Origin of the sequence: Sphingomonas sp. Ag1, assembly GCF_000980895.1 — a bacterium.
Lineage (GTDB): Bacteria > Pseudomonadota > Alphaproteobacteria > Sphingomonadales > Sphingomonadaceae > Sphingomonas > Sphingomonas panaciterrae.
The window spans coordinates 137248-151900 of record NZ_LAZX01000092.1 but is presented as its reverse complement, the minus strand read 5'-3'; the positions used below and the strand labels follow the sequence as shown (position 1 = coordinate 151900).

General features: G+C 68.4%; 10 protein-coding genes. 8 read left to right on the top strand and 2 right to left on the bottom strand.

Going from position 1 to position 14653, the window contains the following annotated elements; translation table 11 throughout:
* Position 1 precedes the first annotated feature (1 nt).
* From XM50_RS11470 to XM50_RS11455, 4 genes are all read left to right on the top strand, one after another.
* Positions 2–1462, top strand: coding sequence for an efflux transporter outer membrane subunit (locus tag XM50_RS11470; protein ID WP_231621952.1), 1461 nt, complete (start codon positions 2–4; stop codon positions 1460–1462).
* Positions 1459–2607 carry an HlyD family secretion protein gene (locus XM50_RS11465; RefSeq protein ID WP_046409545.1) on the top strand — a complete coding sequence of 383 codons (1149 nt, stop codon included), beginning with the start codon at positions 1459–1461 and terminating at the stop codon, positions 2605–2607. Before XM50_RS11470 ends, XM50_RS11465 begins: the two co-directional genes overlap by 4 nt.
* A gap of 50 nt (positions 2608–2657) precedes the next feature.
* Complete coding sequence (locus tag XM50_RS11460) at positions 2658–4214, top strand: DHA2 family efflux MFS transporter permease subunit (protein WP_046409544.1); 1557 nt, start codon at positions 2658–2660, stop codon at positions 4212–4214.
* A 61-nt stretch (positions 4215–4275) separates the two neighbouring features.
* Positions 4276–5406, top strand: a complete 1131-nt coding sequence (locus tag XM50_RS11455; protein ID WP_046409543.1) for an acyl-CoA dehydrogenase family protein — start codon at positions 4276–4278, stop codon at positions 5404–5406.
* 42 nt (positions 5407–5448) lie between these two features.
* Here XM50_RS11455 and hslU read toward each other — a convergent pair whose 3' ends face one another.
* Both hslU and mutS read right to left on the bottom strand, forming a co-directional pair.
* Entirely contained in the window at positions 5449–6744 is a 1296-nt protein-coding gene (gene hslU / locus XM50_RS11450; RefSeq protein ID WP_046409542.1) for an ATP-dependent protease ATPase subunit HslU, read from the bottom strand.
* Positions 6745–6797: 53 nt separating this feature from the next.
* Positions 6798–9392, bottom strand: a complete 2595-nt coding sequence (mutS, locus tag XM50_RS11445) for a DNA mismatch repair protein MutS (protein ID WP_046409673.1) — start codon at positions 9390–9392, stop codon at positions 6798–6800.
* 205 nt (positions 9393–9597) lie between these two features.
* Here mutS and XM50_RS11440 point away from each other — a divergent pair, with 205 nt between their 5' ends.
* The 4 genes from XM50_RS11440 (at position 9598) to XM50_RS11425 (ending at position 14612) form a co-directional block, all read left to right on the top strand.
* Positions 9598–10092: a methylated-DNA--[protein]-cysteine S-methyltransferase gene (locus XM50_RS11440; protein ID WP_046409541.1), complete on the top strand. Its 495-nt coding sequence runs from the start codon at positions 9598–9600 to the stop codon at positions 10090–10092.
* A 73-nt stretch (positions 10093–10165) separates the two neighbouring features.
* On the top strand, positions 10166–12430 hold the full coding sequence (locus tag XM50_RS11435; RefSeq protein ID WP_046409540.1) for an NADP-dependent malic enzyme: 2265 nt from the start codon (positions 10166–10168) through the stop codon (positions 12428–12430).
* Between the two features lie 173 nt (positions 12431–12603).
* On the top strand, positions 12604–13011 hold the full coding sequence (locus XM50_RS11430; RefSeq protein ID WP_046409539.1) for a hypothetical protein: 408 nt from the start codon (positions 12604–12606) through the stop codon (positions 13009–13011).
* Positions 13012–13151: 140 nt separating this feature from the next.
* A complete protein-coding gene (locus XM50_RS11425) occupies positions 13152–14612 on the top strand; it encodes a flavin-containing monooxygenase (RefSeq protein ID WP_046409537.1) in 1461 nt (486 codons plus the stop codon).
* Positions 14613–14653: the final 41 nt, after the last annotated feature.

The following is a 14653-nucleotide window of genomic DNA, read 5'->3' as shown; positions in this document are numbered from 1 at the left end:
CGTGGCAACCCTGGCTGACGCCCGTCGTCGCCGCAGTGCGCGGTCGCTCGCCGTGCTGGCGCTGTTGTCGACGGGACTCGCCGCCTGCACGCCGCCCGATACCCGGCCGCAGCTGACGCAGCGTGCGCCGGCCGACCTCGGGCTGAGCAGCGCGCCGATGCCGGTGATCGATCCCGCCTGGTGGACGGCGTTCGGCGATCCGCAGCTCGACCGGGTTGTGGCGGATGCGCTGGCCGGCAGCCCGACGCTCGATGCCGCGCTCGCCCGGGTGCGCCAGGCGCAGGCGACGCTGGCGCGCCGTGATGCCGAGCGCGGGCCCGATCTCACTGCCGACGTGACCGCGCAAGAAGCGCGCATTTCGGGCCGTTACACCATCCCGCCGCCGTTTGCCGGCAGCGTGCGCTTCCTTGGCAATGCGACGGCGAACCTGTCGTGGAACCTCGACCTGTTCGGACGCCAGCGCGCAGCGATCGAGGGCGCACGTGCCGCGCTCGAAGCCACCGCGCTGGATGCCGAGGCGGCGCGGCTGATGCTGGCCGGGTCGATTGTGTCGACCTATGCCGAGGTTGCTCGCGCCGAGCGCGTCGGCGCGCTGGCGGCACAGACGATCGCCACCCGCGAACGCGCCGTGCGACTGATCAACGTGCGCCGCGACAACCGCCTCGCCAGCCAGATCGACGTGCAGGCAGCCACCACGTTGCTGGCGCAGGCGCGCGTCGCGCTGACCCGGGCGGAGGCGGCGCGTGTGCTGGCGGTCAATGCGCTGGCGGCGCTGGTCGGACGCGGGCCGGATTATGCCGCCGGCATCGGTGCGACGCGGCTGGCCGATCCGGCCGGGCTGCCGCTGCCCGCGACGATCCCCGCCGACCTCATCGCGCGCCGCGCCGACATTGCCGCCGCCGCCGCGCGGGTCGATGCGGCCGCCGCCAATCGGCAGGTCGCGCGGCGCGCCTTCTACCCCAACGTCAATCTGATCGCGCTTGCCGGGCTTCAGGCAGTCGGCATCGGCAATCTGTTCGATCCCGAAGCGGGCACGCTGGGCGCGGGCGGCGCGCTGCACCTGCCGATCTTCGATTCGGGCCGATTGCGCGCCGATCTGGACAACGCCACCGCCGGCGTCGACGTGGCGATCGCCGATTACAACACCAGTGTGGTGCGCGCCGTGCGCGAGGCCGCGGATGCGCTGGCCGCCATCGACGCCGCGGCCAATGAAGCGCGCGCGCAGGCCGCGGTGGTGCGGGGCTTCGCCGAAACCAACCGGCTGAACGCCATCCGCATCAGCGCCGGACTCGACTCCCGACTGAGTGGCATCGACACCGATATCCGCCTGCTCGACGCGCAATTGGCCGAAGCGACGCTCGCGGTCGACGCGCTGGCGGCCCGCGCGCGCCTGGCCGTCGCGCTGGGCGGCGGCTTCGATCCTTCCCGACCGACCCTCCTCACGCGGACCCCGACACCATGACCGACACCGCTGCCCCGCCGCTCGCGGGCCGCCCCCTGCTGCGCCGCCGGCTGCTGACCGCCCTTGCGATCATCGTACTGGTGGGTCTCGCGATCTGGGCCGTGTTCCACTTCCTGCTGGCAAAGCCCGAGGAGGAGACCGACGACGCCTATGTCGCGGGCGACGTGGTGGCGATCACCGCGCGCGACCCCGGCACGATCGTGGCACTTCATGCCGACAACACCCAGGCGGTAAGGGCAGGGCAGCCGCTGATCGACCTCGATCCCACCACCGCCGACGTCAACCTGGCTGCTGCCGAGGCGGAGCTGGCGCGGGCAGTGCGCGGCACGCGATCGGACTTCTCGCGCGTCGGCGAGGCGAACGCGGCCGTAGTCCAGGCAGAGGCGCAGCTCGCCGCCGCGCGCGCCGATTACGCCCGCCGCGAAGGGGCGGCGCGTGAAGGCGCAGTGTCGGGCGAGGAACTGAGCCACGCCGCCGACCAGGTGAAGGTCGCCAGCGCCGCGCTCAATCTGGCGCGCAGCCGCCGCACCCAGGCGCAGGCCACGGTGCAGGGAACGGCCGTCGGGACCAACCCCGCAGTGCTCGCCGCGATCGCCAATTACCGCCGCGCCGCGATCGTGCGCAGCCACATGCATATCGTCTCGCCGATCGACGGGGTCGTCGCGCAGCGCCAGGCGCAGCTCGGCCAGCAGATCGCGGCCGGTACGCCGCTGATGGCAGTCGTGCCGCTCGGGCGCTTGTGGGTCGATGCGAACTTCCGCGAAACGCAGCTGAAGGACCTGCGCATCGGCCAGCCGGCGACGGTGGTCGCCGACGCTTATGGCGACGAGGTGGTGTATCACGGCCGCGTCGTCGGTCTGTCCGCCGGCAGCGGCAACGCTTTCGCCCTCCTCCCGCCGCAGAATGCCAGCGGCAACTGGATCAAGATCGTTCAGCGCGTTCCGGTGCGGATCATGCTCGACCCGAAGGAGCTTCGCGCCAACCCGTTGCGCATCGGCCTGTCGGTGATGGCCACAGTAGATACTGCGGACACCAGCGGGCCACGCCTGGCCCAGCCGGCTGCTCAACCTTATCGCGGCTCCATCAGCGAGGCGGATCCGGCGGTCGAGGCGAAGATCGCCGAGATCATCGCGGCGAACCGCTGATCCGATGACGCGCGCCCGTTCCACGCCCGGATCAACGAAAGCGCGGCCACATGGCTAGCGCGGCGGCCCCCGCTGGCGCTGGTCCGGTGCCGCTGTCGGGTGCGCGGCTCGGCCTCGTCGCCTTCGCGCTGGCGCTCGGCACCTTCATGATGGTGCTCGACACCACCATTGCCAATGTTTCGCTGCCCACCATCGCGGGCAATCTCGGCGTCAGCTCGGACAATTCGACCTGGATCGTCACCGCCTTTGCGGTCGCCAATGGCATTTCGGTGCCGCTCACCGGCTGGCTGATGCGCCGTTTCGGCGTGGTACGCACCTTCTGCACCTCGCTCGCGCTGTTCACGCTGGCCTCCTTCCTGTGCGGCATCGCGTGGAGCCTGCCATCGCTGATCGCGTTCCGGGTGCTGCAGGGCGCCGTCTCCGGACCGATGATGCCGGGCAGCCAGGCGCTGCTGATCTCCGTCTTCCCGCCCGAGAAGCGCGCCACTGCGCTGGGCATCTGGTCGATGACCACGCTGGTGGCGCCGATCATGGGGCCGATCCTGGGCGGCTATATCTCCGACAATTACCATTGGAGCTGGATCTTCCTGATCAACGTGCCCTTCGGCATCTTCACGATCGCGATCTGCTGGTCGAACCTGAAGAACCGCGAGACGCCGACCGCCAAGGTGCCGATCGACACGATCGGGCTGGTGCTGCTGGTGCTGTGGGTCGGCTGCCTTCAGGTAATGCTCGATCTCGGCAAGAACGCCGACTGGTTCAACGATCCGATGATCGTGGCGCTGACGGTGATCGCCGGGGTCGGCTTCGTCGCGTGGCTGATCTGGGAACTGACCGACGCCAACCCGATCGTCGACCTGTCGCTGTTCGCCAACCGCAATTTCGCGATCGGCAACCTCGCCTTCTGCCTTGGCTATGCGGTGTTCTTCGCCAACATCCTGCTGCTGCCGCTGTGGCTGCAGACCCAGCTCGGCTACACCGCGACGTGGGCGGGTCTGGTCGCCGCGCCGAGCGGGATCGTCGCGGTGCTGCTCACTCCGTTGAGCGCGCGATTGTCGGGCAAGATCGACGCGCGGATCCTCGCCAGCGTTGCCTTTGTCGCCTTTGCGATCAGTTACTGGATGCGGTCGGGCTACACCACCTATGCCGGCTTCTGGGATTTCGTGCTGCCGCTGCTGGTGCAGGGCGTCGCAATGTCGACCTTCTTCCTCGCCATGCTGACCATATCGCTCGATCGCATCCCGCCCGAGCGCCTGCCGTCCGCCACCGGCCTTTCCAACTTCACCCGCATCGTCGCCGGTGCCTTTGCCGCATCGATGATCACCACCGCGTGGGACCGCCGCGAGGCGCTGCACCAGGGGCGCCTGTCCGAAGCGATCGGCAACGGCACGCCCTATCAAATGGCGAGCGAGGCGCTGATGAACCTGGGGCTGAACGCAACGCAGGCAGCCGCGGTCATCACGCGGCAGATGGTCGGCCAGGCGTACCTCCTCGCCTCCACCGACCTCTTCCGCCTCTCCGCCTGGCTCAGCGCGGCGCTGCTGATCATCGTCTGGTTCTGCCGCCGCCCGGCCGCCAATGGGGCGGGTCCCGTCGCCGCCGACTGAGCCTTGCGTCCTCTCCCGCGCCAATTCATAGCGCGTTCCAAGAATAAGTCGGGAGAGGGCCATGGATCTTTCGCTCAGCGACGAGCAGGTGATGCTGCGTGACACGCTCACGCGCTATCTGGCGCAAAGCTTCGCGTTCGATCCGCATCGTCCGCGCGATGCCAGGGCGCTGTGGCAGGCGCTTGGCCGTGATCTCGGCGTGCTCGGCGCGGCGCTGCCGGCCGAGGCGGGTGGCCTGGGGGGCGGCGCGGTCGAGACGATGGTGATCGCCGACGCGCTGGGCGAGGCGCTGGCGCCCGTCCCCTATATCGAGACGGCCGTGATCGCCGCCGGGCTGCTGAAACGCGCCGGCGGGGAACGGGCGACGGCGCTGTTGCCGCAGCTGGCCGACGGCAGCGTACGCGCGGTCCTCGCCGCGGGCGAGGCTGACAGCCGGCAGGCGCTGGAGGCGGTCACGACGACGGCGAAAAAGAATGCGGACGGCTGGGCGATCAATGGCGAAAAGGTGGTGGTCGCGGGCGCGCCGGGGGCCGAGTGGCTGCTGGTTACGGCGCGGACGTCGGGTGGCCCGTGCGACGTGCGCGGTGTCTCCTTGTTCCTGGTCCCCGCAGATGCCGCCAGCCTGTCGCGGCATGATTATGCGCTGATCGACGGGCTGCCGGCGTCGGACCTCGCATTCACGGCCGTCACTCTGCCGGCGGACGCGCTGCTCGGTGAGGAAGGCAGTGCGCTGCCGCTGTTGGAGCAAGCGCGCGATGAGGGGATCGCCGCCTTGTGCGCCGAGGCCGCCGGCCTGGCCCGCAAGATGCTCAGCGATACGGTCGCCTATACCAAGGAGCGCAAGCAGTTCGGTCAGCCGCTCGCCAGCTTCCAGGCGTTGCAGCATCGCATGGTCGACATGTTTATCGCCGCCGAACAGGCGACCTCCGCCGCGTATCTCGCCGCGCTTCATGTGGAAGGGCCTGCGGCGGAGCGGGCGCGGGCGGTGTCGGCAGCGAAGGCGACCGTGGCGGATGCGGTCCGCTTCGTCGGGCAGAATGCGGTTCAGCTGCACGGCGGCATGGGGATGACCGACGAGCTGGCGGTGGGCCATTATTTCCGCCGCGCCACTGCGATCGAACAGCAGTTCGGCGCGGCTGACCATCATGCGAAACGCTATGGCGCGCTGATGCGGCAGGAACTGCAACTCTGAGCGGCGAGCGGGCGGCCACGCAGCGGGCCGCCCGCCCGTCGATTAGAGCACGAAGCGGCTGAGATCAGTGTTGCGCGCAACACCGGCGAGATGCTGCTCGACATAAGCCGCATCCACCGTGACCGAGCTGCCCGCGCGGTCCTCGGCGTCGAAGCTCACTTCCTCCAGCAGCTTCTCCATCACCGTCTGCAGCCGGCGGGCACCGATATTCTCGATCTCGCCATTCACCTCGGCCGCGATCCGCGCCACCGCGCGAATGCCGTCTTCGGTGAACTCGACGGTCACGCCCTCGGTGCCGATCAGCGCCTTGTACTGCGCCGGCAGCGATGCCTTGGTGTCGGAGAGGATCGCGACGAAATCATCCTCGGTCAGGCCCTTCAGCTCGACGCGGATCGGCAGGCGGCCCTGAAGCTCGGGCAATAGGTCGCTCGGCTTGGCGACATGGAAGGCGCCCGACGCGATGAACAGGATATGGTCCGTCTTCATCGGGCCATATTTGGTCGAGACGGTCGTGCCCTCGATGAGCGGCAGCAGGTCGCGCTGAACGCCTTCGCGGCTCACCGAACCGCCGCGCACGTCACTCACCGCGATCTTGTCGATCTCGTCAAGGAAGACGATCCCGTTCGCCTCGGCATCGGCCAGCGCGACGCGGCTCACCTCGTCCTGGTCAAGCCGCTTGTCGGCCTCTTCCTCGACCAGCTTTTCCCACGCCGCCGGCACCAGCAGCTTGCGCCGCTTGGTCTGCCCGCCGCCCAGCTTGCCGAACATTTCGCCAAGGTTGATCATGCCCATCTGGCCGCCGCCCGGCATTTCGAACGGCATCTGCGGCGCGACCTGAAGCTCAAGCTCGATCTCGGTCTGGTCGAGATGGCCGTCACGGAAGCGCTGGCGGAAGCTCTCGCGCGTCGCCTGGCTGGAATCCTTGCCCACCAGTGCATCGAGCAGCCGGTCCATCGCCGCTTCCTCGGCCTTGTCCTTCACCGCGTTGCGGCGGCGTTCCTTTTCCAGCCGCACCGCTTCCTCGACCAGGTCGCGCGCGATCTGCTCCACGTCGCGCCCGACATAGCCGACCTCGGTGAACTTGGTCGCTTCCACCTTCACGAACGGCGCATCGGCAAGCTTCGCCAGGCGGCGGCTGATCTCGGTCTTGCCGCAGCCGGTCGGGCCGATCATCAGGATGTTCTTGGGCGTCACCTCGTCGCGCAGATCGGGGCTGAGCTTCTGCCGGCGCCAGCGGTTGCGCAGCGCCACCGCAACGGCACGCTTCGCGTCCTTCTGTCCGATGATATGCGCGTCGAGCGCGGCGACGATTGCCTTGGGGGTAAGTGTGTCCTTCATCGCGCCCGCATATCGGGGCGCGGTGGCAGGGGATCAAGCGGGCGCGCGTGCCTTCACGCCTCCCGTACGATCCCCTTCAGCCGATAGAGCTGGTCCAGCGCCTCGCGCGGGGAGAGCGCATCGACGTCCAGCTCCTCCAACGCCGCGCGCAGCGGGTCCACCGTCTCCTCCGGCACGGCCGCCGCCGCCGCAGCGAACAGCGGCAGGTCGTCCAGCCCCGCGGCCAGCCCGCCGGTCTTCGCGCGCCCCGCCTCCAGCTTCGCCAGCACCGCCTTGGCCCGTGCCACCGTCGCCGGCGGCATTCCCGCCAGCCGCGCGACGGCAAGGCCATAGCTGCGATCCGCCGGCCCGTCGGCCAGTTCGTGCAACAGCACCAGTTCGCCCTTCCACTCGCGCGCCCGCACATGGTGCAGCGACAGCGCGTCGCACCGCTCCGCCAGCCGCGTCAGTTCGTGGTAATGCGTCGCGAAGAGGCAGCGGCAGCGATTGTCCTCATGGATCGCCTCCACCACCGCCCAGGCGATCGCGAGCCCGTCGTAGGTGGAGGTGCCGCGCCCCACCTCGTCGAGGATGACGAAGCTCTGCGGCGTCGCCTGCGCCAGGATAGCCGCCGTCTCGACCATCTCGACCATGAAGGTCGATCGCCCGCGCGCCAGATTGTCCGACGCGCCGACGCGGCTGAACAACCGGTCGACCAATCCCAACGTCGCGCTGGTGGCGGGCACATAGCTTCCCGCCTGCGCCAGCACTGCGATCAGCGCATTCTGCCGCAGGAACGTCGACTTGCCACCCATGTTCGGCCCGGTGACGAGCCACAGCCGCGAGCTCTCGGACAGCGTGCAATCATTGGCGACGAACCGCTCGCCCGACTTCGCCACCGCCGCCTCCACCACCGGATGCCGCCCGCCGAGAATCTCGAAGCACGGATGCTCGACCAGAGCGGGCCGCGCCCAGCCGCCTTCGGCGGCGCGCTCCGCCAGCCCGGCCGCGACGTCGAGCCGCGCCAGCGCATCCGCGGTCGCCGCGATCGGCTCCGCGCGCGCCAGCGCCGCAGCGATCAGATCCTCGAGATGCGCCGCCTCCGCCGCCACCGCGTGCGCGCCGGCCTGAGTCACCCGGCTCGCCACTTCGTGAAGCTCGGGCGCGTTGAAGCGCACCGCCCCGGCCATCGTCTGGCGATGGGTGAAGCCGCTGTCGGGCTTCATCAGCGCCTCGGCATTCTTCGCCGGCACCTCGACATGATAGCCGAGCACATTGTTGTGCCGGATCTTGAGTGCATTGATCCCGGTTTCGGTGCGATAGCGCGCCTCCAGCGCCGCAATCGCCTTGCGCCCGCCCGACCCCGCGTCGCGCAGATCGTCGAGCGCCGCGTCATAGCCCTCCGCAATGAAGCCGCCGTTCGCCGCATCGATCGGCGGCGAGGGCACCAGCGCGCGCTTGAGGAGGTCGATGAGCTCGCCATGACCGCGCAGCCGCGGCGTCAATTGCGCGAGCAGGTCGCCACCCGCACCATCGACCAGCTGCGCCTCGATCGATTGCAGCGTCTCCGCCAGCAACCACGCACCGTCGAGGCCATCGCGCAATTGCCCCAGATCGCGCGGGGAGCCTCGTCCCGCGACCAGCCGCCCGATCGCGCGGCCGATGTCGGGCAGCGCGCGCAACCGCTCGCGCAGGCGGGCGCGCATGTCGCCATCGTCGTGGAACAGCGTCACCAGCGCCAGCCGCGCCTCGATCGCGGCCCGGTCCATCAGTGGCGCACCGATATCGGCGGCGAGCAGACGCGCGCCCGCCCCGGTCACCGTGCGGTCCACCGCATCCAGCAAACTGCCCTTGCGCGTGCCGCCGGCGGTGCAGGTCAGCTCCAGGCTCTCGCGCGTCGCCGCATCGATCGCCATCGCCTCGGCGCTGCGGCGGATCACCGGCGCGCGCAGGAACGGCAGCGTGCCCTTCCCATTATGGTCGAGATACGCGATCAGCCCGCCCGCCGCGGCCAGCATCGCGCGATCGAACTGGCCGAAGCCGTCGAGCGTCGCCACGCCATGAAGGCGTTTCAGCCGCTCCTCGCCGCGTGCGCTGTCGAAGTCGCCACGCGGCCGCCACACCGTCGCCGGCGCGTCGCTCCCTTCGGCCGCGACCACTTCCGCTGCCGCCAGCCGGGCGAGCTCCGCGCCCAGCGCGTGGGGCGAACAGGCGATCACCTCGAACCGACCGGTCGATACGTCCGCCGCCGCGATCGCAACACTGCCCGCCGCCTCGCCCACCGCGACGCACCAGTTCGCGGCGCGCGCATCCAGCAGCGCTTCCTCGGTCAGCGTCCCCGCCGTGACGAAACGGATGATCGCGCGGTTCACCAACGCCTTCGATCCGCGTGCCTTGCGCGCCTCCTCGGGACTTTCGGTCTGCTCCGCGATCGCGACGCGGTGCCCCGCCTTGATCAGCCGCTGGAGATAGGCGGTCGCCGCATGCACCGGCACGCCGCACATCGGAATCTTCTCGCCCGCATGTTCGCCGCGCGCCGTCAGCGCGATATCAAGCACCCCGCTCGCGATCCGCGCATCCTCGAAGAACAATTCGAAGAAGTCGCCCATGCGATAGAACAGCAGGCAATCGCCCGCTTCTTCCTTCAGCGCCAGATATTGCGCCATCATCGGCGTCGGAGCGGTGGGTTCGGCCATGATTTTCCGGGTGTCGAAACGGATGAGGTGCGGATGCGGGCAGACGGACGTAGCGCTGCCCGGCGGATCGCGCCTGTCTAGCCAGACATGCCGCCGCTGACGAGTGGCGCTTTGGCCGCAAGCATCGGGACGCGCGATCCTCCGGCCGCTATTAAGGGCAAGCCGAAGGAGCCGCGCCATGACCTTTGCGACCGCCACCATCCCCTCGCCCACCGGCGACCTCACGCTCATCGCCAGCGACACCGGTCTCGCCGCGATCCTGTGGGATGACGATGCAGCGATGCAGGCGCGCTATTCGCCCCGCCGCGCGGATCCGGACCATTTCGTGATCGCCGCCACCGTGTGCCAGCTGGAGGAATATTTCGCCGGCACTCGCACCACCTTCGATCTGCCGCTCGATCCGGTCGGCACGGATTTCCAGCGCGACGTGTGGCGCGCGCTGCTGACGATTCCCCATGGCGAGACGCGCAGCTACGCCGACATCGCCCGCGCGATCGGCCGCCCCACCGCCACCCGCGCGGTCGGCGCCGCGAACGGGCGCAACCCGCTCCCCATCGTCACGCCCTGCCACCGCGTGATCGGCAGCAACGGCACGCTCACCGGCTTCGGCGGCGGCCTGCCGAACAAGCAATTGCTGCTCGCGCTCGAACGCGGGGAAGCTGCGCTGCTTTGATCCCATTCCTGCGGTTTTCATCCTCCCGCCTTCGCCCTAAAGGTCCGGCTCGAAACCGTGGGCCGGGGGCGCAATGACCGACAAGACCAGCAACACCATCCAGTTCTCGGAGCGCGAGGCGCTGCTGTTCCACTCCGAAGGACGCCCCGGCAAGATCGAGATCATCGCGTCCAAGCCGATGGCGACGCAGCGCGACCTGTCGCTCGCTTATTCGCCCGGCGTCGCGGTACCGGTGCAGGCGATCGCCGACGACCCCGCCACCGCCTACGACTATACTGCCAAGGGCAATCTGGTCGCCGTTATCTCCAACGGCACCGCGATCCTGGGCATGGGCAACCTCGGCGCGCTCGCGTCAAAGCCGGTGATGGAAGGCAAGGCGGTGCTGTTCAAGCGCTTCGCCGATGTCGATTCGATCGACCTCGAGGTCGCGACCGAGGACGTCGACGCCTTCATCAATTGCGTCGCCCTGCTCGAGCCGTCGTTCGGCGGCATCAACCTTGAGGATATCAAGGCACCCGAATGCTTCATCATCGAGCAGACCCTTCGGGAACGCATGAACATCCCCGTGTTCCACGATGACCAGCACGGCACCGCGATCATCACCGCCGCCGGCCTCATCAACGCCTGCCTGCTGACCAAGCGGTCGCTGCGCGACGTCAAGATCGTCGTGAACGGCGCGGGCGCGGCCGCGATCGCCTGCACCGAGCTGATGAAGGCGATGGGCGTGCAGCATGACAATGTCATCATGTGCGACCGCACCGGCGTCATCTACCAGGGCCGCGAAGACGTGAACCAGTGGCAGTCCGCGCACGCGGCCGTCACCGACCGCCGCACGCTGACCGAGGCGCTTCACGGCGCCGACGTGTTCCTGGGCCTTTCCGCCGCCGGCGCGCTGAAGCCGGAGATGGTGAAGGACATGGCGCCGGCGCCGATCATCTTCGCCATGGCCAATCCGGAGCCGGAGATCCGCCCCGAAGTGGCCAAGGAAGCGCGCCCGGACGCGATCATCGCCACCGGCCGGTCGGATTATCCCAACCAGGTCAACAATGTCCTGGGCTTCCCGTTCATCTTCCGCGGCGCGCTCGACGTGCGCGCCTCGGCGATCAACGATGCGATGAAGATCGCCGCGGCGCAGGCGATTGCGGAGCTGGCGCGTGAGCGGGTGCCGGAGGAAGTCGCCGCCGCGTACGGGGTGCAGCACGTCTTCGGTCCCGAATATATCATCCCGGCACCGTTCGATCCGCGCCTGATGGAGATCGTGCCCGCCGCCGTGGCGAAGGCAGCGATGGATTCGGGCGTCGCGACGCGCCCGATCCTCGACATGGAAGGCTATCGCCAGAGCCTGCGCGCGCGGCTCAACCCGACCACCTCGGTGCTCAGCCTCGCGTATGAGGGCGCCCGCGCGCATCCCAAGCGCGTGCTGTTCGCCGAGGGCGAGGAGGAAGTCGTGCTTCGCGCCGCCATCGCGTTCAAGGAAGGCGGTTATGGCACGCCGGTGCTGGTCGGGCGCGACGATGTGCCTGATCGCCTGCGCGCGCTCGGCATCCGTAACCCCGAGGAATATGAGCTGCACAACAGCCGCATTTCGCCGCTGGTGCCGCAGATGGTCGACTTCCTCTATGCCCGCCTCCAGCGCCGCGGCTATCTGCGCCGCGATTGCGAGCGGATGATCAACCAGGATCGCAACATCTTCGGCGCGGTGCTGCTGCAGCTGGGCCATGCCGATGCGATGATCACCGGCATCACCCGCACCTGGGCGCAGTCGATGCGCGAAGTGCGCCGCGTGATCGATCCGGAGGCCGGCCGCACGCCGTTCGGCATCCACCTGATGGTCGGCCAGAGCCACACCGTCTTCATCGCCGACACGACGATGAACGAGCGGCCAACGGCCGAGCAGATGGCCGACATCGCGGAGCAGACCGCGGCGGTCGCCCGGCGCATGGGCCATGAGCCGCGCGTCGCGTTCCTCAGCTATTCAACCTTCGGCAATCCCAAGGGCACGTTCCTGGAGCGGATCCGCGATGCCGTGACCGAGCTCGACAAGCGCAACGTCGGCTTCGAATATGAGGGCGAGATGACGCCTGACGTAGCGCTCAACCCCAAGCAGATGGCAAATTACCCGTTCGCGCGCCTGTCCGGCCCCGCCAACGTGCTGATCATGCCGGGGCTGCAGACGGCGCACATCTCCGCCAAGCTGCTGCGCGAGCTGGGCGGCGACAGCGTGATCGGCCCGATGCTGATCGGGATGGAGAAGCCGGTGCAGATCGCGCCCATGACGTCGACCGCCAGCGATCTGATGACGCTGGCCGTACTGGCGGCGGGCGGGATCGCACGCTGATTCAGTGACATACCGGGCGGCGGGGGCGTTGAGGCCCCAGCCGCCCGGCCTAACCCCGATGCGAGTCCGGCACATCGCGGCAATGGCCTGGCTGCGCAAACTCGATATCGGTAGCGCAACCATTTTCCTGCTCCAGCCATTACCGCTTCATCCAAAACGGAACGGAGGAAGCGATGCGGAGTGTTGCGTTGGCCGCCATCGGCGCGGCGGTAATGGTAACTGGGTGTGTCAACGACAATGGTCCGCGTAGCGGCTGGGGCGGCGGCTACGGCGGCTATGACTATAACCGGCCCGATCCGGCCTACGGCGATTATGATGCGGCACGCTATTATCGCGACGACCGCCGCTATCGTGAGCGCCGCCTGGGCGCCAACGATCGCATCTACGCTGGCCGTGATGGTCGATACTATTGCCGTCGCGACGATGGCACGACCGGCCTGATCGTTGGCGGTATCGCCGGCGGCGTGCTCGGCACCGTGATCAAGCCCGGCGGCTCGGGCGTGCTGGGCGCGATCCTGGGCGGTGCGGGCGGCGCAGCGCTGGGCCAGGCGATCGACAAGGACAACGTCCGCTGCCGTTAAGATAGATGCTCGCCTGCCTGCCCGCATCGCGCGGTCAGGCGGGCGAGATCTAACGCGATCGACTTAAAACCTCTTCCCTCCCGCGGCAGGACGCGGCATCGTGCACGCAGAGCGGCAAAGACCGCGAGCGGAGAGAGTGGATGAGCAAGCGGATCGCGGTAATCGGTGCAGGCATGGGCGGCTTGTGCGCGGCCATCAAGGGTCGCGAGGCAGGCCATGACGTGACCGTGTTCGAACATGCCGACTCGGTTGGCGGTACCTGGCGCGCCAATCGCTATCCGGGCGTTGCCTGCGACGTACCGGCCATTCTCTACCAGTTCAGTTTCGCGCCCAATCCGAACTGGAGCCACAATTACGCGCGCGGTCCGGAAATCCACGATTATACGAAGAGCCTCGTCGACCAGTTCGGCCTAGCGGACGCATTGCGCCTCAACGAAGGGGTGACAAAGGCGGCCTGGAACGAGAGCGACGGCACCTGGACGATCGAAACGGAAAAGGGCGCGCGCGAAACCTTCGACGCGATCGTCCCTGCGCTCGGGCAGCTCAGCCGCCCCTGCTTTCCTGAAATCGCCGGCGTTCATGATTTCGCCGGGCCGAAATGGCACGCCGCCGAATGGGACGACAGCGTCGACCTGACGGGCAAGCGGGTCGGCGTGATCGGATCGGCCGCCAGCGCCGTGCAGCTCATCCCGGAGGTGGCCAAGATTGCCGGCCACCTCACCGTCTTCCAGCGCACGCCCAATTGGGTGGTGCCGCGCAACGACAGCCACGTCACGCCCGAGGTGAAGGCGCTGATGGCGACCAACCTCGAAATGGCCATGAAGCTCGGTGCGCAGCAGCGTGCGGCGATCTTCGACAATGCCGACACCTATTTCTGGCAGGCGTTCAAATGGACGCCGGAGGGGCGCGCCGCCTACACCCGCACCGCGCTCGACCATCTCGAGGCGCAGGTGCCCGATCCCGAACTGCGGGCAAAGCTGACGCCGGACTATCCGATCGGGTGCAAGCGAATCCTGATTACCGATGATTTCTATCCCGCCCTGATGCGCGACAACGTGACGTTGGAAACCGCCGGGATCGAGGCGATCGAGGCCAATGGCGTGCGCACCAGGGACGGCTTCCACGAACTCGACGTGCTGATCTTCGCCACCGGCTTCGAAACCACGCAATGGGACTGGTCCATGGACGTGGTCGGGGAGAATGGCGCGACGCTCAAGGAAACGTGGAAGGAAGGGCCTGAGGCCTATCTCGGCATCATGGTGTCGGGCTTCCCCAACATGTTCATGCTGTACGGCCCGAACACCAACCTGGGGCACAATTCGATCAGCTTCATGATCGAACAGCAGGTCGGCTACATGCTGAAGACGCTGGCGGCACTGGAGGCGGAAGAGGCCAAGGCGGCCGGCGTCACCCCCGATGGCCAGCGCCGCTTCAACGAGCGGATCACGCAATTGTTGTCCGCGACCGTCTGGTCGGACCCGCACTGCCGCAGTTGGTACAAGGCCGCCAACGGCCGCGTGTACCAGAATTGGGCCGGCGATTGCGCCAGCTACGCGGCCGAGACTGCGGAGCTTGACCGCGAGGCCGTCGCGCTGCGGTGATCGGGGAACAGCCCCTCCCCGTCAGGGGAGAGGCTGGAAGA